Origin of the sequence: Novosphingobium humi (assembly GCF_028607105.1) — a bacterium.
Lineage (GTDB): Bacteria > Pseudomonadota > Alphaproteobacteria > Sphingomonadales > Sphingomonadaceae > Novosphingobium > Novosphingobium humi.
Genome location: NZ_CP117417.1, coordinates 385,966 through 404,336 on the forward strand (window position 1 = coordinate 385,966; position 18,371 = coordinate 404,336).

Sequence of the window (18,371 nt, forward strand, 5' to 3'; positions counted from 1 at the left end):
CGGGCGCTTTTGTTTAACCCTTTCTTTGCGATAGCGACTGCAAATAGAGGTAATATCCCTAAAACAGCGTTAACTTTTTGGCATTACCAATGCCTCAGCTATTACCCCCACTGTTCCCGCTGCTGAATTTTTTCTGTTAGGGGATACGCAGTGCGGTGTTTTCACTGGCTGGCCGGACGTTCTATTTTTGGTGACGTCGATCTGCGGATCTCCGGCTGGCGGATGCAGTCGGACAGCATCAATTCGCTCGAAGCCATCCGTGACCTTTCGCCCGACACCCCGATTCTGGTGGATCATGAGACGGTGGATGCCGGTGTCTGGCGCTGGCTCAATGGCACGCGCGGCGTGCGGCTGCGGCGCTGGGCGCTGGTGGTGGGCATAGGCGACGGACAGGAGCGGGCACGGCTGCTGCGGCGGGGCTTTGGCGATATTTGCGATTCGGGAATCGGCCTGCCCGAATTGCACGCGCGCGCCTTGCGCATCACCCAGCAGGCCGAGGCGCTTGTTCGATGGCGACAGCATGGGCCGCTGCGGCTGGATCTGATCGAGCGCGACGCCTTTGTCGGCGACAAGTCGGTCGGGTTGCATCCGCGCGAATTTGCGGTGCTTTGGCGGTTAATGGATACGCCGGGCGAGACGGTGGGCAAGCGCGAATTGCTGCGCGATGTCTGGAACCTGTCCTTTGTGCCGGAAACCAACAGTGTGGCGGTTCACACGAGTCGTCTGCGATCCAAACTGGCCGTGGCGGGGCTGCCCGGCTGGATTCAGACCGCGCCGGGCGGTGGATATCAGCTAGTTGGACGGGCAGAAATGGATCAGAAAATATCAGAAAATATCCAAATGGGCGTAACTTTGGTGTAATTTCCCTTTTAGGGTTTCTTTCTCAGTTATTATAACCAATAAGGGAAATATTGCTATTCTTGCCTTGCCGAATGGGGCGGTCGGGCCTATTTAGAACCTGCCTTTCAGGCATCCTCTCCCAAACTTCCACGACCCGGCTTTGGCCGGGTCTTTTTTTGCCTATGCGATGCGTCCTGCTATCCAATATGGCTAATGCGCAGCAAAACGCCCCGCAAACCGAGCGGCGCGGGGCGTTGGGAAAGTGGCCGTGGAGGCGATCTATCCCCCGACCTGGCGCATCCAGTCGGCCAGATTGTAATAGACACTGACGCGCGCGATCAGCCCGTCGCGGAACGTAAAAAACGCCCCTGCCGGCAGCACATAGATCTGCCCCTTCGCTTCGGGCAGGCCCTCATCCGTGGCCAGATAGGCACCATGCACGGTAAACTCCGCCGCCCCGCGCAGGCCGTCGGCATGGGCCATCAGCACGATATCCTCCAGCCTTTCGCGATAGCAGCGGTCCATATGGGCCAGAAAGGCACGAAAGGCCTCCTTGCCGATCTGTCGCGCGCCCTGATTGATGTCATGCGCGACATCCTCGGTCAGGCAGGCCAGCATCGCCTCATTGTCGCCCGCATTGAAGGCGGCATAATAGCGCCCCAGCAGGGCGAGAGCTTCCTTCTGCGTCATCATCAGGCCTTTGCCGTCACGATGCCCACCGCGGCGCGGGCGATTTCGGACAATTGCGCATGATCGGCCACCGCGATCCCGGCCTTCATGCGCGGGTCCCAAAAGTCGATGATATGCTGGGCGGTTTCGCGGATCGCCACCTCCTGCCCCTGTGCGGCAAGGTTGGCGGCGATCTGGTTAGCCATTTTGATCAGATGGTCTGTGGTGTTCATTCGGCTGCCTCGATCCTGCGCGCCTGCTGGGCCTGAGCTTCATAGTCGCGCTGCCATGCGGTGGGGCCGTTGGAAGGCGTGACCTGCACCGCCGTCACCTTATATTCCGGGCAATTGGTGGCCCAGTCCGAGTTTTCAGTCGTGACGACATTGGCCTGCGTGTCGGGGTGGTGGAAGGTGGTGTAAACGACGCCAGGGGCCACGCGATCGGTCACCAGCGCGCGCAGCGTGGTTTCACCCGCCCGGCTGGCCAGACGCACCCAATCCCCGGTCGACAGGCCCCGATTTTCCGCATCGGTCGGATGGATTTCCAGCACATCCTCGGCATGCCACACGCTGTTGGCCGTCCGCCGCGTCTGCGCGCCGACATTATACTGCGACAGGATCCGCCCCGTGGTCAGCAGCAGCGGATAGCGCGGCCCGGTGCGCTCATCGGTGGGGATATATTCCGTCACCACAAACTTGCCACGCCCGCGCACAAAGCCATCGACATGCATGATCGGGCTGCCATCGGGGTGCGCCTCATTCACCGGCCATTGCAGCGACCCTTCCGCATCCAGCCGCGCATGGGACACCCCGGCAAAGCTGGGCGTCAGCCGCGCGATCTCGTCCATGATCTCGCCCGCATCGGCATAATCCCAATCCAGATCCATTGCCCGGGCCAGCAATTGCGTGACCTGCCAATCCTCATAACCGTTGGCCGGGTCCATCACGCGCCGCACCATCTGGATGCGCCGCTCGGCGTTGGTGAAAGTGCCGGTCTTTTCCAGAAACGTGCTGCCCGGCAGGAAGACATGGGCGTAATTGGCCGTTTCGTTGAGGAAAAGATCATGCACAATCACGCAATCCATCGCGGCAAGCCCCGCCGCGACATGATGCGTGTTGGGGTCGGACTGCAAAATATCCTCGCCCTGAATATAGATCGCGCGGAAAGACCCATCGACCGCCGCATCCAGCATATTGGGAATGCGCAGGCCAGGTTCCGCATCCAGCGGCACGCCCCATTCCGCCTCGAACAGCGCGCGCGTATCGGCATCGGAAATATGGCGATAGCCCGAAAGCTCATGCGGGAACGAGCCCATATCGCATGAACCCTGCACATTGTTTTGCCCGCGCAGGGGATTAACCCCCACGCCGCGCCGCCCGACATTGCCCGTTGCCATCGCCAGATTGGCAATCGCCATGACGGTGCTGGACCCCTGCGAATGTTCGGTCACGCCAAGGCCGTAATAAATGGCCCCGTTGCCCCCGGTCGCAAACAGCCGCGCCGCCGCCCGCAATTCGCCCGCCGGGACCCGCGTCACCGGCTCCAGCGCTTCGGGACTGTGGCGCGCGTCCGACACAAACCGCGCCCAATCCTGATACTCATCCCAATCGCAGCGCTCGCGGACAAAGGCCTCATCGGCCAGCCCTTCGGTCGCGATCACATGGGCCATCGCGGTCAGCACCGCGACATTGGTGCCCGGCTGCAGGGCCAGATGATGCGCGGCCTCGATATGCGGGCTGCGCACCATGTCGATCCGGCGCGGGTCGATCACGATGAGCTTCGCCCCTTGGCGCAAACGCTTCTTCATGCGCGAGGCAAACACCGGATGCCCATCGGTCGGGTTCGCGCCGATGATGAGGATGACGTCGCTGTCCTCCACACTGTCGAAATCCTGCGTCCCCGCGCTGGTGCCGAAGGTCGTCTTCAAACCATAGCCGGTTGGCGAATGGCAGACCCGCGCGCAAGTATCGACATTGTTCGAGCCAAACCCGCCGCGCACCAGCTTTTGCACGAGGAAGGCTTCCTCATTGGTGCAGCGGCTCGACGTGATCCCGCCCAGCGCCCGCGCGCCATATTGCGCCTTGATCGCCTTCAAGCGATTGGCGGTAAAGCTGATCGCCTCGTCCCACGACACCTCGCGCCAAGGCTGGGTGATCGCCTCGCGGATCATCGGCCGCGTGATGCGGTCGGCATGGTTGGCATAGCCCCAGGCAAAGCGGCCCTTGACGCAGCTATGCCCTCGGTTGGCCTTGCCATCCTTCCACGGCACCATGCGCACCAGTTGATCGCCGCGCATTTCCGCCCGGAAGGTGCAGCCCACGCCGCAATAGGCGCAGGTCGTCACCACGGCGCGTTCGGGCTTGCCGATTTCGGCCACCGATTTTTCATTGAGCGCCGCCGTCGGGCAGGCCTGAACGCAGGCGCCGCAGGAGACGCATTCGCTCGACAGGAAATCGTCCGCAGCCGCGCCCGCCGAAACGGCCGAATCAAACCCGCGCCCTTCGATGGTCAGTGCAAAGGTGCCCTGCACCTCCTCGCAGGCGCGGACGCAGCGCGAGCAGACGATGCATTTGCTGGCGTCAAACGCGAAATAGGGGTTGGACAGGTCCGGCGCCTGACCCAGATGGTTTTCGCCCGCATAGCCATAGCGCACATCGCGCAGGCCGACCTGGGCTGCGGTATCCTGAAGCTCGCAATCATTGTTCGCGCTGCAGGTCAGGCAATCGAGCGGGTGGTCGGAGATGTAAAGCTCCATCACTCCGCGCCGGATTTTCTCCAGACGCGGCGTCTGGGTTTTTACCACCATGCCCGCTGCCACCGGCGTGGTGCAGGATGCGGGCAAGCCACGCGCGCCCTCGATTTCCACCAGACACATGCGGCACGAGCCAAACGCCTCGACATTGTCGGTGGCGCAGAGTTTGGGGATCGCGCCCCCGATCTCGGCGGCGGCGCGCATCACGCTGGTGCCCGCCGGAACGGTGACGGCGCGGCCGTCGATGGTCAGCGTTACCGGCGCGCCATCACGCGCCGGGGTGCCATAATCAGCTTGGGGTTCATAGGCCATGGATTGCCTCCTCGCATTGGGCGAGATCGTCGGGGGAATTGATATTGGCGGGCGGACGGGGAAGGGTGATGCCCCTTGCCCCCGTCGCCTCGACCAGCGCGCGCAGCGAATGTTTGCCCGATCCGCGCAGGATCGCCTCAACCGCATCGGCGGCATGGGCGGGCCACAGGCCGATCACGGGCTGGCTCTCGACATAGGCGGGCGAGGGGAAAAGTTGCCCCAGCAGCCGGTCATCCAGCCCCACCGCATCGACCGAGATGCACAGCACATCGGTAAAACCATTGTCACGCGCATGGCGCAGCGCGGCGGCCAATCCGCCCAGCGGCCCCATGCCCGGCGCGGGCCAGTCGGGGATGCAGGGGGCGGGGGCCTCCTCGCGACCAACCACCACCACCGCGCTGCATTGGCGGCCCAGCAGGGCCACCGCGCGCGCGATCAGCGTTTGCCCATCGAGCACCGCCAGTGCCTTGTCGCTGCCGAAACGGGTGGAGCGGCCACCGGCAAGAACCGCGCCCAGAATCACTGGAAATCCTCCGGCCAATGGCGCAGCGCCGAGAGCACCGGATAGGGCGTGAACCCGCCCAGCGCGCAGAGCGAGCCGAACTTCATCGTCTCGCACAGTTCCTCCAGCAGGGCGATGTCCTGATCGGCGGTGCGGGCGGTCTTGGGCGCATTATGCATTTGCGGCAGCGCGCCCACGGGATCGAGCACCTTGGCCCCGGCGCGGATGCGGTCGATGAGTTCGACCCCGCGCGTCGATCCGATCCGGCATGGCGTGCATTTGCCGCAGCTTTCCACCGCGCAAAACTCCATGGCGAAACGGGCGAGGCGGCCCATATCGGCGCTGTCGTCCACCACCACCACCCCGCCATGGCCGATCAGCGCATCGGCGCGGGCATAGGCTTCATAATCAAACGGCAGATCGAATTGCGCAGGAGGGATATAGGCGCCCAAAGGCCCGCCCACCTGCACCGCTTTCACCGGGCGCCCCGAAGCCGTGCCGCCGCCGATGGCGTAAACCAGATCATGGAGCGAAATGCCAAAGGCGGTTTCATACAATCCGCCATGCTTGATATTGCCCGCCAGTTGGATCGGCTTGGTGCCAAGGCTGCGATCCACGCCCAGCGCCGCATATTCGGCCGCTCCGCCCTCGGACAGGATATGCGGGATGGCCGCGATGGTCAGCACATTGTTGACCACCGTGGGGCAGCCGAACAGCCCCTCCAGCGCGGGCAGGGGCGGCTTGGCACGCACCACGCCGCGCTTGCCCTCGATGGAATTGAGCAGCGAGGTCTCCTCGCCGCAGACATAGGCGCCCGCGCCCTCGCGCACCTCCATATGCAGCGGGGCGATGATGGCGGCGGCAAGGTCAATGGCGGCGCGCAATTTGGCAATCGCATGGGGATATTCGCTGCGGGTATAGATATAGGCGGTCTGGGCGCCCACCGCATGGGCGCAGATCGCCAGACCCTCGATCAATTGGAAGGGGTCGCCTTCCATCAGCATGCGGTCGGCAAAGGTGCCGGAATCGCCCTCATCGGCGTTGCACACGACATATTTGCGCGGGGCGGGGGCGTTGGCGACGGTCTTCCACTTGATGCCCGCCGGAAAGCCCGCCCCGCCGCGACCGCGCAGGCCGCTTTGCGTGACTTCGGCGATCACCGCGTCGCCGGACATGGCTTGCGCGCGGCGCAGGCCCGCCCAGCCGCCGGTGGCCTCGTAATCCTCTAGGCTCAAGGGCCGGGTCCGTCCGGCGCGGGCAAAGGTCAGGCGCTGCTGGGGCTTGATGAAGGGATGCTCGGCAATCGGGCCGATGCACAGCGCGCTGGTCCCATCAAGGATCGCGGACACATCATCGACCGTGGCCGGGCCATAGCCGATACCATCGACATCAACCAAGGGTTCGAGCCAGTGCATCCCCCAACTGCTGGTGCGCTCAACCACAGCGCCCGCCGCCGCGAAGGCATCGGCCACGCTATCTGCCCCCAGCGCGAGGGCGAGCGAATCATCGGAAATGCGGACCTTCATCATGCCGCCTCCACCAGCCGCGCCAGCGAGGCCGCATCGAGCCGCGCATGGAGCGCGTCACCAATCCTTGCCGCAGGGCCAACGCTGCACAGGCCAAGGCAATAAACCGGCGCGATCCGCACCCGGTTCCCGGCGGCGGCCTCTGCGGCCTCGACCAGTGCCTCAACCCCGCGCGCCTGACACGCCTCGGCCCGGCAGAGCTGCACACAGGGGCGCGGGTCGGTCTCCTCGGTAAAGTCGTGATAGAAACTCACCACCCCATGCACCTCGGCGCGGGACAGGTTGAGAGCCTGCGCGATGGCCTGCTGCGTGTCGGGCGACACACAGCCAAAGGCCCGCTGCACATCGTGCAATATCGGCAACAGCGGCCCTTCGCTCCCGGCGTGCCGGGCGAGGATCTCTTGCAGGCGCTCGTTGGTCATTATGCCTTATCCAGGTCTACAAAGGCGCAGATCTTGTTGCCATCAAGGTCGCGCAGATAGGCGCCATACAGGTTGCGCCCCGGCATCGAACGCGGCCCCGGCGCGCCTTCGCAGGTGCCGCCATTGGCCAGGCCCGCCGCGTGCCATGCATCGACCATCTCGGTGCTGGTCGCGCCAAAGCCGATGGTGCCGCCATTGGCATGGGTGGCGGGCTGTCCATTGGCGGGCAGGGTGAAGCCGAAAGCGCCGCCATTATGCTGATAAAAGGCGCCCTTGCCGGTGTCGAAACCCGGCGTGCCGCCCAGTGCGCCGAACAGCGCGTCATAGAAAACCTTGGTTTTCGCCGGGTCGCTGCAACCGACCATGATATGGGTAAACATCATTCTCTCTCCCGATTCAGAACACGACGACGCTGCGGATCGACTTGCCCGCATGCATGAGGTCGAAGGCGGTGTTGATCTCTTCCAGGCCCATGACATGGGTGATCATCGGGTCGATCTCGATCTTGCCGGTCATGTACATATCGACGATCTTGGGCACATCCGTGCGCCCCTTGGCTCCGCCGAAGGCCGTGCCGCGCCAGTTGCGGCCCGTCACCAACTGGAACGGGCGGGTGCTGATTTCCTTGCCCGCCTCGGCCACGCCGATGATGATGCTGGTGCCCCAGCCGCGGTGGCAGGCTTCGAGAGCCGTGCGCATGACCTCGGTGTTGCCGGTGGCGTCAAAGGTGTAATCGGCGCCGCCGTCGGTCATCACTACGATGGCCGCCACGATCTCCTCGCGGCTCATGCCCCGTGTGTTGAGGAAATCGGTCATGCCGAAACGGCGGCCCCATTCTTCGCGATCGGGGTTGATGTCGACGCCGATGATCTTGTTCGCACCCGCCAGACGCGCGCCCTGAATGACATTGAGGCCGATGCCGCCGAGGCCGAAGACCACCACATTGTCGCCCACCTGCACCTTGGCGGTGTTGATGACCGCGCCCACGCCCGTGGTCACGCCGCAGCCGATGTAGCACGAGGACTGGAACGGCGCGTCCTCGCGGATCTTGGCCACCGCGATTTCGGGCAGGACCGTGAAGTTCGAGAAGGTCGAGCAGCCCATGTAGTGGAAGATCGGCTGACCTTTGTACGAAAAGCGGGTCGTGCCATCGGGCATCAGGCCCTTGCCCTGCGTTGCGCGGATCGCGGTGCACAGGTTGGTCTTGCCCGAAAGACAGCTTTTGCACTGGCGGCATTCGGGGGTGTAGAGTGGGATCACATGGTCGCCGGGGACGACGCTGGTCACGCCCGGCCCCACCTCGCGCACGATGCCCGCGCCCTCATGGCCCAGGATCGAGGGGAAGATGCCTTCGGAATCAAAACCATCGAGCGTGTAGGCGTCGGTATGGCAAATGCCCGTTGCCATGATCTCCACCAGAACCTCACCGGCCTTGGGGCCTTCGAGATCGACTTCGACAATCTCCAGCGGGGTTTTGGGCGCAAAGGCAACGGCGGCGCGGGTCTTCATCTGTATGCTCTCCTGAACAGGCCGATGCGTCCCCGACCTTTTTGTTTGCCTTGCATACAAACTGGACGGGGGCGGCGTCAACGCCCCAATGGCATCAGGGCGTCGGAAAGATAATTGTGGTCCCGCAAGGGGCCGATGGCAAGGAGGCAATCTCTAGCGCGGCGGCGGCCTTGGGCCAGCGGCGTTTTTTCGCAAATCACTGTTCACAGATTTGCACGAATCGCTGTTGCCATTCATGTTTTCCTCGTCTAGTGGCAGCGCCTCACCGCAAAGGATGGCCCGATGGCGGAGTGGTGACGCAGCGGACTGCAAATCCGTGCACGCCGGTTCGATTCCGGCTCGGGCCTCCATTTTCCTGTCTGGCGACGCCTGCCGACGGTTGAAAAAATCCCTGATTTCCGCTAGTTTGAGGGCATTCGCTGGTTGTCAGCGGATGCCTCTGTTTGCCGAAAATTGCCGGTAATGGGGGCCCAAAATGGGGGCCTTGGAAGCCCCCCCCAGAATCGAGGCCCCCAGATGGCGCTGACCGACACCGCTGTCCGCAATGCAAAGCCCAAGGCCAAGCCCTACAAGGTAACGGACTCGCAGGGCCTTTACTTGCTGGTGAACCCCAAGGGCAGCAAGCTGTGGCGGGTCAAATACCGCATCAACGGGGTTGAGCGTAAACTGGCGATCGGCGCCTATCCGGCGATAACCCTGGCCGAGGCGCGCGCGGCACGGGACGCGGCCCGGAAGCAACTGGCCCATGACATCGATCCGAACGCCGCCAAGCGCCAAGCGAAAGTTGAGGCCAGCATCCGCGCGAACAACAGCTTCAGCCTCGTCGCGGGTGAACTGATCGAGAAGAAGGCCCGCGAGGGGTTGGCCGAGCCCACGCTGAAGAAGATGCGGTGGTTCGTGAAACTGCTGGGGACGGACTTTGGCAAGCGCCCCGTTTCCGACATCACCCCACAGGAAATCCTGCACGAGCTGCGCAAGCAGGAAAAGCGCGGAAAGCTGGAAACGGCGAACCTGCTGCGCTCCTTTATCAGCAGGGTGTTCCGCTTTGCCGTGGCCACTGCCCGCGCCGACCGCGATCCAGCCCAATTGCTGGTGGGCGCGCTGATCACGCCTAAGGTCAAACATTTCGCCGCCATCACCGATCCTGCCCAACTGGGCGGGCTGTTGCGGGCGATTGACGATTATCAGGGCGACCCGGCGGTGATGCACGCGCTCAGGCTGACACCCCATGTGTTCCAGCGGCCCGGCGAAATCCGGCAGATGGAATGGGCCGAGGTCAATTTCGAAAAGAAGGTGTGGACCTTGCCCGCCGCCAAGATGAAAATGCGCCAGCCCCATGCCGTGCCTTTGTCGAGCCAGGCGCTGGCCATTCTGGAGAGCATGCGCCAGCTTACCGGCAAGGGGAAATATGTGTTCCCTTCGGTGCGCACCCGCGACCGCTCGATCAGCGAGAACACCATCAACGCCGCGCTGCGTCGGATGGGCTACAGCAAGGACGAAATGACAGCGCACGGGTTTCGCACGACGGCCTCCTCGTTGCTAAACGAGTCGGGCAAGTGGAACCCCGACGCCATCGAGCGGGCGCTGGCCCACATGGTGGCGGGCAGCGTGCGCCGGATTTACAACCAGTCCGCCTATTGGCCAGAGCGTGTTGCCATGGCCCAATGGTGGAGCGACCATCTCTTCGAATTGCGCGCAGGAGGAAATCAATGTCAGCCGGGAAGTCTCCAGCCGCAATCCCACTAGCGCGCGACAACAACGAGGATCGCCGCAGCCTGGCGCGCATCGCAGCCCGGATGCTAGCGGTTGCCGAGCTGGAGGATCAGGCGCTGGAGGAGATAGACCGGATCGCGTCGGGGATCGAGCGGGCGGTTCGGATCGAGTATCTGCTGTTGGCGGTGTCGTTTGGTATCTTCGCAGCTTTCACGCTGACTGGCCTGCTGGTCTGGATTGTAGCGGGTTTGACGGGCACTGATTTGGGCTGGCGCCCGATGATCATTCTGGTCCCGATGATCGTTCTGGCAGCGGCTCCGGTGCTTACCTGGCGCGTGCGCCAATATGGGTTAGGCCCGGTTCACGCCAAGCGCCCGGCACTCTATCCCATTGGGGCCACCGCCAGCGTCGACACCCTTGAAAAGCTGTTCGAGCACCTTGGTCGCCGGTCCGGCCCGCGCGCCTACTTCCGAACCCGCTCGGGCGAAAAGCGCTATCTCAGCCATCGGATATTCTGGGGCAGGTTGCGCGGCTTGTTGCTGTCTGACAATGCCAGCGATTGCGCCATGGTGCTTCCCCCTTTGGGTTTCCGCTTGGGTGGCGACATCTTTATTGAGGCTGAGCCGGAAGAGATCATTGCCGCGCTCAAGCCCAAGAGGCGCGCTGGGCCAGGCCGCGAGCCCAAATATGCCTATACGGACTCGCTCATCAACCTGATCGACAACCCGGCCCTGGATGAGATTGACCTCACCGATGAAACCAAGGCCCGTCGGCAGGTCGAGGCCATGCTTGTTACCTGGTTCCAGGATCACGCTGATACGTCTGGCGATTCGCCGCGCGCAGACATGGTCCGGCCCTATGCCGAGAAGATCGCCAAGCGCCTGTGGATAACTCGGGGCGGGAGGGCGGATTTTTCGCCGGAAGCCTGATCGCCACCGGCGCGTCTGTTTTTCGGGAATGGGGTCTTTGTTTTTCGGACCTCCGATTTTTCCCAGATTTCCGCCGATTTTGTCAGTCGCACGACCCGGCGGCGGTCATGTGCAATGTGAAGCGTCTCTCGCCGCATGGCGGCAATCACGGAGACGCTCATGGAACCTATCGCCATTTCAATCAACGCCACGGCCAAGGCGCTGAGCATCGGGCGCAGCTCGGTCTACATGCTCATTCACAGCGGCCAGCTTGATGCGCTCAAGATCGGCACCAGAACGCTGGTGACGACCGATTCCATCGCCCGGCTGACAGCGCCCAAGCGCCAGCCTTGAGGGGCAGTGTCCGCATCGATCCCTTCCCAATCCCATTTCGCGGCGAGGTTGCACTTCGCCGCGCGGAGACTGCCATGACTGACAAACCGTCTTTGATCGACAGCATCCTTGCGTCCGAAGCCTTCCAGGACAAGATCGCCACTGACATGAATGACGCCTTCCTGCGGCGGCTCAACCGCCCTGGCGCGGATGGCCGGGCCTATAGGTCGTTCATTCTTGATTGGCTTTATCTCGAACGTCCCCTGATCGATCGCTTTCGCGGCGCGCGGTATCAGGTCCAGTTCGAAGGCCCCGCGATCACCATCGACGGGCAGGATTATCCGCTGGGCGCCTATATCTATCGCAAGCTCGAATGGGCGCATATCGACCCAGTGCGCGCCCACGACCTCTATGAGAAATTGCGCGCGGCGGTCGATGCCGCCGTGGAGGAATGGCGTGGGCAGACCCCGCTCAAATTCCTGCCCGCCCATCCAGAGCGCCCCTTCGCCGATCGCGCTGACGCCGACGCTCAGGCAGCGCAGGCGATCCACGCTTTCGCGTCTCCCGCCAGGAAGCCCGGAGATAACGACGATGCCTGACATGACCCCACGGCAAAAGCCATCCGCCAGCCACGATGCTTCGCATCGCGCCGCCTATAGGACTACACACCCCACGCACATGTGTAGAGCTGTTTTCTGCGGGTTTGAGAGCGCGCCATCCGCGCGCTCTTGCCTGGCAGGCTTTACGAATGGCGCAAATCCGCCATTCCTTGAGCGCGCCCGAAGCGCGCGCGGGAGGCGGGCATGCTGACCGCCACCAAGCGCACCATCCGCCTGCGCCCCGAGCAGGAACGAGCGCTGCTGGCCCTAGCCGAGCGACGCGGCTTGCCGCCCTACCGGACCTTGCTCCAGGCGATTGACGCGGGCCTTACCGCCATTGCCGGGGGCGCGGCCCGCGATGCTGACACGCGCGAGATTGCCGAGGAAGTCGGCACCATCGCGGTCCGGCTGATTGAACTGGAGCGCGTGCTCGACCGTAACCTGTTCGTGGCCTGCGCAGCCTATGCCTATGCCCGCAACGCCGCACTCGGCGCGCGCCAAGGCGATGAGGCTATCGCCGCCGAAGCGCGCGCAGCCTTCGATCGCCAGCGCGGGCTGGCCACGGAGGGGCGGCCATGATCGGCGGGCAGGACTTCACCACCCGCGCCCATGCCCTGTGGCGGATGCGCCTGTCGCAATACCAGCATCGGCTTGGCTTCTTTGCCAAGCTGCTGGCGGTCATGACGCTGGGCGGGGCGCTGGTTCTCTCCCGCCTGGTGCTTTCCACCGAGACCTTTGCGCTGGCCCTCCAATGCCTGTTCGCGCGCGGCCTCGTGATGACGGGCAATCTCCTGGGCCACGAGCCCGACATGAACGTCCTGGTCGATGGCATCCGCGAGACCATGCCTGCCAGCGACGTGGCCTATGGCGCGGATTTTGCCAGCGCTTATCACTGGTGGCTGGCCACCATGTCCATCGGCGCGGTGATGGGCGTCGGCCTTGGCATCATGGCGATCAAGCTGCTGCGCCGCGCCATGGTCGATCAGGGCCAAGACACGATGGGCGACCGGGTGCTGTCCGGCACGCGGGTGATCGGCGAGACCGAACTTGCGAGCATCACCGCCCCACCACAGGTGGGCGGCGAACTCGCCATCGGCGCCATCCCGCTGCCTCGCCGCATCGAGACGCGCCATTTCGCGATGCTGGGCACCACCGGCAGCGGCAAGACCACCGCGCTGCGCCAGATGCTCGATGGCATCGAAAGGCGGGGAGAACCGGCGCTGGTCTATGACACCAGCGGCGAGTTCATTGCGCATTATTACCGGCCCGAGCGCGGCGACATCATCCTCAATCCCTTCGACGCCCGCTGCGCCTTCTGGTCGCCGTTTGACGAGATTTCCCACCCTGCCGACGCCGATCGCATCGCGCGCCAGTTGGTTTCCGATACCAGCAGCCAAGACGATGATGTCTGGATGGAAACCAGCCGCATCCTGGTCGCCAACATGCTGCGCTCGCTCTGGGCGGAGGGCAATTGTCGGCTCGAAGCCCTGCTGGAGGCCTTGCAGGTCAAGAGCAAAGACCAGCTCAAGCAATGGCTGCTGCATACATCATCGGCGCGCACCTTTGCCGATGATGCTGATCGCGCCACCGGGTCGGTGCTGTTCATGCTGGCCAAGGCGGCCAACCTGATCCAGTTCCTGCGCGTCGATGATGGCCGTGCCGAGCGTTTCGCCTTCCGCGATTTCGTCGCAGGGCTGGACGCCCGCGAAGGCGCGAAGCCGTGGATCTTTGTGCCGCGCAAGGAGGACTATTTCGAGGCCTCCAAGCCACTGATGGCCTGCTGGCTGGAATGCGCGGCAAGCGCCGTGCTGGGCCTGTCGCCTTCGCCCAATCGGCGCATTTGGTTCATCCTCGACGAGTTGGCCGACCTGCCCAAGGTGGACAATCTGGCCCGCCTGCTGCCCGAGGGGCGCAAGTTTGGCGCGGCGATCGTGCTAACTTTTCAGGCGCTGGGCCAGATGCGCAACCGCTATGGCACCAACATTGCCGAGGCCATGCTGGCCTGTTGCAACACCAAGCTGTTTCTCCAAACGGTAGACCGCGAAACGCGCGCCTGGGCCAGCCAGACCATCGGCGATTGCGAGGTGGAACTGCGCAGCTCGACCGACACACTGTCTTTCGGCGCCGACTTGCCCCGCACCACGCTCAACACCCAGCGCCAGTTTCGCCCCGCCGTGCTGGAAAGCGAATTGCGGCTGGAGCCTCACCACGGCTTCCTGCTGCTGCCCGATGGCCTGCCGGTGGCGCGCATCCATCTCACCGCCGATCATATCGCGGCGCGCGGGAGCCCAAGGCAACTCGGTTTCATCCCCGCGCCAGCGGATGCCACCTTGTGGAGCCGGGCCAGCCAGATCAGCCGCGACGCGCGCGCGGCGGGCCAGATGCAGGGGCCGGTGTGATGGTGGCGACCGTCAGCGCGCTATCGAGCGCGGGCCAAGCCGCGAGCTATTACGAGGCCGACGATTATTACGCGGAAGGCGGGCTCGCCCCGTCCGAATGGTTCGGCAAGGGGGCGGAATATCTGGGCCTTTCCGGCGAGGTTGATCGCGACCAGTTCCGCGCCATGCTGGAGGGCCGGATCGCTGGCGAGCAGCTTGGCACCACGCGCGGGGGCAAGGTAGAGCATCGCCCCGGATGGGATATTGCCCTGTCAGCGCCCAAATCCGTCTCGATCATGGCCGAGGTCGCCGGGGACAAGCGCCTGATCGCGGCCCATGCGGCAGCGGCCAAAGTGGCGCTGGCCCATGTGGAAAAGCACATGGCCGCCACCCGGATCAGGAACGGCGCCGAGGTGGAGCGCGAAGCCACCGGCAATCTCGCCATCGCCACTTTCCGCCACGACACCAGCCGCGCCCAAGACCCGCAGCTTCACACCCATGCCGTGGTTCTGAACGCCACGCGCGATCAGCAAGGCGCATGGCGCAGCCTGGAGCCACGCGCCATCTATCAGCTTCAGAAGGACATTGGCGCGATCTATCGCCAGGAACTGGCCCATGGCGTCGTCCAGCTTGGCTACACGATCGAGCGTGGCAAGGAATCCGCCTTCGAGATCGCAGGCGTGCCCAAGGCCGCAGCCGAAGCGCTCAGCCAGCGCACCGCCGCGATCGAGGCGCGTCTGGCCGAGCGGGGCAAGACCCGAGCCGAGGCCAGCGCCGCAGAGAGGCAGATCGCTGCGCTCGACACGCGCGAGGCCAAGGCCAGCGTTGACCATGGCACCTTGCGGCAGGCCTGGCGCGCGGCAGCCGATGGTGCTGGGTTTGACCATGCGGGGCGGGATCAGTTGATGGCCGAGGCGCAAGCACGAGCAGAGGCCGTGCGGGCCGATCCGGCCTTGCTCGCACGGCAGGCCGTGGCCTTTGCCGCCGCCAAACTGTCTGAGCGCGAGGCGGTGTTTTCCGCCCACACGCTGACGCGCGAGGTAGGCGACTATGCCTTTGGCAAGCTGGGGCATGGCGACATCACCGCCGCCATTGCCGAGGCGCACGCGAGCGGCACCTTGGTCCCGCGACCCTATCTGGACCGGCGCGGAACCGAATTTGCTGGCTTCACCACACCATCGGGCATTGAGACCGAGCGCACCATGCTTCGCATCGAGGCCGCTGGCCGGGGCATGGCCGCGCCGCTCGCCGGGCCGATCGCCGCCGCGCGCGCGGTGGAACTGGCCGCGCGCCAATCCGAGCGGGCCGGTTTCACTTGGACCGAGGGCCAGCGCCGCGCGACCCTGGACTTGCTGACCTCGCCCGACCGCGTGGCTGCAGTGCAAGGCTATGCAGGCACGGCCAAGACCACCACGGTGTTGGCGACCTATGCTCACGAAGCCAAACAGCGCGGCATGGCCGTCACCGCGCTGGCGCCCACCGCATCGGCAGCGGGCGTGCTGGGGCAATCGCTTGGCCTGCGCAGTGATACGGTCTCACGCCATTTGCTCGCGCCCGAAGCCAAAATGCCCGGCAGACATGCCGTCTGGATCGTGGACGAGGCTTCCATGCTTTCCGCCCACGACATGGCCCGCCTGCTGTCCAGCGCCGACAAGGCAGGCGTGCGCGTGGTTCTGGTCGGCGATGTCCGGCAATTGGGGTCGGTTGGCGCCGGGGCCGCCTTTGCCCAGTTGCAGCAGGCAGGCATGCCCACCGCCAAGCTGGCCGAAGTGGTGCGCCAGACCAATGCCGACACGCGCGAGGCGGTCATGGCCTCCATCGAGGGCCATGCAGGCAAAGCGATGGAAGCGCTGGAACGCGGTGGCGGCCAGGTGCTGGAGGCCGCCAGCGCCGAGGAGCGGCTTGCCCTCATCGCCCAGCGCTACACCGCAATGTCGCCAGAACAACGGGCAAAAACGCTGGTGATTGAGCCATCGCGCGAAGGGCGGGATCGCCTGACCGGCCTGATCCGCGAGAACCTTGCCGCCAAGGGCGAGCTTTCCGCATCGGCGCTGACGTTTGAAAGTCTGGAGGCCAAAGGTCTGACCCGCGCCGAAACCGGCGAAGCCGCCAGCTATGCCATCGGTGATATCGTCCGCTTCACCCGCGATTATGCGGCCAAGGGCGTGAGCCGGGGCGAGGCGCTGCGCATCATGGGCGTAGACCCTGATCGTAACCGAGTGACCCTTGCCGGGCCCGATGGCGCGACAATCGACTGGCACCCCCGGCAATGGGGGGCTGGCCAGGTGCAGGCCTATGCGCCGCGCACCATGGACTTGCGCGAGGGCGACCGCATCCAGTTCACGCGCAACGATGGCGCCATGGGGCGAACCAATGGCCTTCTGGGCATGGTGACGGACATTGACCCCGACCAATCGCGGGTGACGGTGAAACTTGCCAATGGCCGGGAGCAGCAGCTCGACCTTGCCAACCCTCGCGATGCCCATATCCGCCATGCCTATGTACAGACCGCACACGCCGCGCAGGGCCAAACCGCTGAGCGCGTGCTGATCCACGCCAACAGCCGATCGGCCAATCTGGTGGACCAGAAGATGCTTTATGTTGCGCTCTCGCGCGCGAAATCCGAGGCGGTGATCGTCACTGACGACCGCGAAAGGCTGGTGGCCGCGATCTACGAACGCGCGGGCGAAAAGCAGACGGCGCTGGAGGCCGACACAACCGCCAGCGGCAAGAGCAAGGCAATGGGGGCAGGTTTGGGCTGATTTCCAAGGCTTGGCGGCACGCTGGCCATGGCATCCTTCGCCCCGTCTTTGGCATGAACCGCTCCTCTTCGACAGGCCGTGCCCGGCGGGATCAACAGCCCGCCCGCTCCATTCGGGCCAAGGCCCTCCCGTGTTGGCTGTTCCGCTTGCGCTGACCCGCAGGGCCGATCCAGCCTGTCCCTTCATCCGCGTTCCCAACGACAGGACGAAGGATTTTTACCATGGCCAGCACCCAGACCGTCAGCATTTATGACACCATCACCAGCCAGATCATCGCCATGCTCGAAGCAGGCGCAGGCGAATGCAAGCTGCCCTGGCACCGCAGCGGCGCCCCGCTCTATCGCCCGATGAACGCGGCCACCAAGAAGCCCTATCGCGGCGTCAGTGTCATCGCCCTCTGGGCCAGCGCCGAAGCGCAGCACTACGGGCATGGCCTCTGGGCCACCTATCGCCAGTGGCAGTCGCTTGGTGCCCAAGTCCGCAAGGGTGAGAAGGCCGCGCCAATCGTGTTTTACAAGGTTCTGGACAAAGCCGAGGACGAGCAGGCCGAAGAACGCGAGGGCGCAGGCCGCATCTTTGCCCAGGCCTCACATGTGTTCAACGTCGCCCAGGTCGAGGGTTACGAAATGCCCTACGTCACTGCCACCGAGGATTTCGATCCAATCCCCGGCGCCGATGCCTTCGTTGCAGTAACCGGTGCCGCCATCCGCATCCAGGGTGAGAGCGCGCATTACACGCCCATCACCGACACCATCACCATGCCGGAAAAGCGCCTGTTCTTTGCGACCGAATCCGGCAACGCTGGCCAGAACTGGTATGCGACCTTGCTCCACGAACTGGTCCATTGGTCCGGCGCCGAGCACCGCCTGGCGCGCACCTTTGGCAAGCGATTTGGCGATGAAGCCTATGCGATGGAAGAGCTGGTCGCCGAACTTGGCGCGGCCTTCCTCTGCGCCGACCTTGGCCTGTCCTCCAGCCCGCGCCCCGATCATGCCAGCTACCTCGCATCCTGGCTCAAGGTGCTCAAAGCCGACAGCCGCGCTATCTTCACTGCCGCCAGCGAAGCGGCCAAGGCGGCGGAGTGGTTGGCAGGGGTTTGAGAGCTGTGAATTTTAGGTCGGCGCTGTTGGGTAATACTACAGCGCC

The 18,371-nt window shown here is 64.3% G+C and carries 17 protein-coding genes and 1 tRNA gene; 10 read left to right on the top strand and 8 right to left on the bottom strand.

Annotation, left to right across the window (positions count from 1 at the left end; all coding sequences use genetic code 11):
- Positions 1-150 precede the first annotated feature (150 nt).
- Entirely contained in the window at positions 151-861 is a 711-nt protein-coding gene (locus tag PQ457_RS01800) for a winged helix-turn-helix domain-containing protein (RefSeq protein ID WP_273618100.1), read from the top strand.
- 258 nt (positions 862-1,119) lie between these two features.
- On the opposite strand, the gene PQ457_RS01805 is transcribed toward PQ457_RS01800, so the two are convergent.
- From PQ457_RS01805 to PQ457_RS01840, 8 genes are read right to left on the bottom strand one after another with little or no spacing between them, the layout of a single operon-like run.
- On the bottom strand, positions 1,120-1,533 hold the full coding sequence (locus PQ457_RS01805; protein WP_475727789.1) for a ketosteroid isomerase-related protein: 414 nt from the start codon (positions 1,531-1,533) through the stop codon (positions 1,120-1,122).
- Positions 1,533-1,742 (bottom strand): formate dehydrogenase subunit delta, encoded by a 210-nt coding sequence (locus PQ457_RS01810; protein ID WP_273618101.1) that lies wholly within the window; start codon positions 1,740-1,742, stop codon positions 1,533-1,535. The genes PQ457_RS01805 and PQ457_RS01810 overlap by 1 nt, the downstream gene beginning before the upstream one ends.
- A complete protein-coding gene (gene fdhF / locus PQ457_RS01815) occupies positions 1,739-4,573 on the bottom strand; it encodes a formate dehydrogenase subunit alpha (RefSeq protein WP_273618102.1) in 2,835 nt (944 codons plus the stop codon). The genes PQ457_RS01810 and fdhF overlap by 4 nt, the downstream gene beginning before the upstream one ends.
- Positions 4,563-5,096, bottom strand: coding sequence for a molybdenum cofactor guanylyltransferase (gene mobA, locus PQ457_RS01820; protein WP_273618103.1), 534 nt, complete (start codon positions 5,094-5,096; stop codon positions 4,563-4,565). The genes fdhF and mobA overlap by 11 nt, the downstream gene beginning before the upstream one ends.
- Complete coding sequence (locus PQ457_RS01825; protein WP_273618104.1) at positions 5,093-6,604, bottom strand: NADH-ubiquinone oxidoreductase-F iron-sulfur binding region domain-containing protein; 1,512 nt, start codon at positions 6,602-6,604, stop codon at positions 5,093-5,095. The genes mobA and PQ457_RS01825 overlap by 4 nt, the downstream gene beginning before the upstream one ends.
- The gene (locus PQ457_RS01830) at positions 6,601-7,023 is read right to left on the bottom strand and encodes an NAD(P)H-dependent oxidoreductase subunit E (RefSeq protein WP_273618105.1); all 423 of its coding nucleotides are present in this window, start codon (positions 7,021-7,023) and stop codon (positions 6,601-6,603) included. Before PQ457_RS01830 ends, PQ457_RS01825 begins: the two co-directional genes overlap by 4 nt.
- Entirely contained in the window at positions 7,023-7,403 is a 381-nt protein-coding gene (locus PQ457_RS01835) for a VOC family protein (RefSeq protein WP_273619219.1), read from the bottom strand. Before PQ457_RS01835 ends, PQ457_RS01830 begins: the two co-directional genes overlap by 1 nt.
- 16 nt (positions 7,404-7,419) lie before the next feature.
- Complete coding sequence (locus PQ457_RS01840) at positions 7,420-8,532, bottom strand: S-(hydroxymethyl)glutathione dehydrogenase/class III alcohol dehydrogenase (protein ID WP_273618106.1); 1,113 nt, start codon at positions 8,530-8,532, stop codon at positions 7,420-7,422.
- A gap of 276 nt (positions 8,533-8,808) precedes the next feature.
- On the opposite strand from PQ457_RS01840, the gene PQ457_RS01845 reads away from it, so the two are divergent.
- From PQ457_RS01845 to PQ457_RS01885, 9 genes are all read left to right on the top strand, one after another.
- Positions 8,809-8,882 (top strand) — tRNA-Cys (locus tag PQ457_RS01845).
- Between the two features lie 166 nt (positions 8,883-9,048).
- Positions 9,049-10,278: a tyrosine-type recombinase/integrase gene (locus PQ457_RS01850; RefSeq protein WP_273618107.1), complete on the top strand. Its 1,230-nt coding sequence runs from the start codon at positions 9,049-9,051 to the stop codon at positions 10,276-10,278.
- Positions 10,242-11,174 carry a hypothetical protein gene (locus PQ457_RS01855; protein ID WP_273618108.1) on the top strand — a complete coding sequence of 311 codons (933 nt, stop codon included), beginning with the start codon at positions 10,242-10,244 and terminating at the stop codon, positions 11,172-11,174. Before PQ457_RS01850 ends, PQ457_RS01855 begins: the two co-directional genes overlap by 37 nt.
- Positions 11,175-11,333: 159 nt before the next feature.
- The gene (locus PQ457_RS01860) at positions 11,334-11,507 is read left to right on the top strand and encodes a MerR family transcriptional regulator (protein ID WP_273618109.1); all 174 of its coding nucleotides are present in this window, start codon (positions 11,334-11,336) and stop codon (positions 11,505-11,507) included.
- A gap of 74 nt (positions 11,508-11,581) precedes the next feature.
- Positions 11,582-12,085 (top strand): hypothetical protein, encoded by a 504-nt coding sequence (locus tag PQ457_RS01865; protein WP_273618110.1) that lies wholly within the window; start codon positions 11,582-11,584, stop codon positions 12,083-12,085.
- Positions 12,086-12,289: 204 nt separating this feature from the next.
- A complete protein-coding gene (locus PQ457_RS01870) occupies positions 12,290-12,664 on the top strand; it encodes a hypothetical protein (protein WP_273618111.1) in 375 nt (124 codons plus the stop codon).
- Entirely contained in the window at positions 12,661-14,484 is a 1,824-nt protein-coding gene (locus PQ457_RS01875) for a type IV secretion system DNA-binding domain-containing protein (RefSeq protein ID WP_273618112.1), read from the top strand. Before PQ457_RS01870 ends, PQ457_RS01875 begins: the two co-directional genes overlap by 4 nt.
- A complete protein-coding gene (gene mobF / locus PQ457_RS01880; protein ID WP_273618113.1) occupies positions 14,484-17,225 on the top strand; it encodes a MobF family relaxase in 2,742 nt (913 codons plus the stop codon). The genes PQ457_RS01875 and mobF overlap by 1 nt, the downstream gene beginning before the upstream one ends.
- A 221-nt stretch (positions 17,226-17,446) precedes the next feature.
- Complete coding sequence (locus PQ457_RS01885) at positions 17,447-18,325, top strand: ArdC family protein (protein ID WP_273618114.1); 879 nt, start codon at positions 17,447-17,449, stop codon at positions 18,323-18,325.
- Positions 18,326-18,371 lie beyond the last annotated feature (46 nt).

What these genes read in the sequence shown, in the direction of transcription:
- PQ457_RS01805 (WP_475727789.1), bottom strand. Translation starts at nt 1,533, where the DNA reads ATGATGACGCAGAAGGAAGCTCTCGCCCTGCTGGGGCGCTATTATGCC.
- PQ457_RS01810 (WP_273618101.1), bottom strand. Translation starts at nt 1,742, where the DNA reads ATGAACACCACAGACCATCTGATCAAAATGGCTAACCAGATCGCCGCC.
- fdhF (WP_273618102.1), bottom strand. Translation starts at nt 4,573, where the DNA reads ATGGCCTATGAACCCCAAGCTGATTATGGCACCCCGGCGCGTGATGGC.
- PQ457_RS01825 (WP_273618104.1), bottom strand. Translation starts at nt 6,604, where the DNA reads ATGATGAAGGTCCGCATTTCCGATGATTCGCTCGCCCTCGCGCTGGGG.
- PQ457_RS01830 (WP_273618105.1), bottom strand. Translation starts at nt 7,023, where the DNA reads ATGACCAACGAGCGCCTGCAAGAGATCCTCGCCCGGCACGCCGGGAGC.
- PQ457_RS01835 (WP_273619219.1), bottom strand. Translation starts at nt 7,403, where the DNA reads ATGTTTACCCATATCATGGTCGGTTGCAGCGACCCGGCGAAAACCAAG.
- PQ457_RS01840 (WP_273618106.1), bottom strand. Translation starts at nt 8,532, where the DNA reads ATGAAGACCCGCGCCGCCGTTGCCTTTGCGCCCAAAACCCCGCTGGAG.
- PQ457_RS01850 (WP_273618107.1), top strand. Translation starts at nt 9,049, where the DNA reads ATGGCGCTGACCGACACCGCTGTCCGCAATGCAAAGCCCAAGGCCAAG.
- PQ457_RS01855 (WP_273618108.1), top strand. Translation starts at nt 10,242, where the DNA reads ATGTCAGCCGGGAAGTCTCCAGCCGCAATCCCACTAGCGCGCGACAAC.
- PQ457_RS01860 (WP_273618109.1), top strand. Translation starts at nt 11,334, where the DNA reads ATGGAACCTATCGCCATTTCAATCAACGCCACGGCCAAGGCGCTGAGC.
- PQ457_RS01865 (WP_273618110.1), top strand. Translation starts at nt 11,582, where the DNA reads ATGACTGACAAACCGTCTTTGATCGACAGCATCCTTGCGTCCGAAGCC.
- PQ457_RS01870 (WP_273618111.1), top strand. Translation starts at nt 12,290, where the DNA reads ATGCTGACCGCCACCAAGCGCACCATCCGCCTGCGCCCCGAGCAGGAA.
- PQ457_RS01875 (WP_273618112.1), top strand. Translation starts at nt 12,661, where the DNA reads ATGATCGGCGGGCAGGACTTCACCACCCGCGCCCATGCCCTGTGGCGG.
- mobF (WP_273618113.1), top strand. Translation starts at nt 14,484, where the DNA reads ATGGTGGCGACCGTCAGCGCGCTATCGAGCGCGGGCCAAGCCGCGAGC.
- PQ457_RS01885 (WP_273618114.1), top strand. Translation starts at nt 17,447, where the DNA reads ATGGCCAGCACCCAGACCGTCAGCATTTATGACACCATCACCAGCCAG.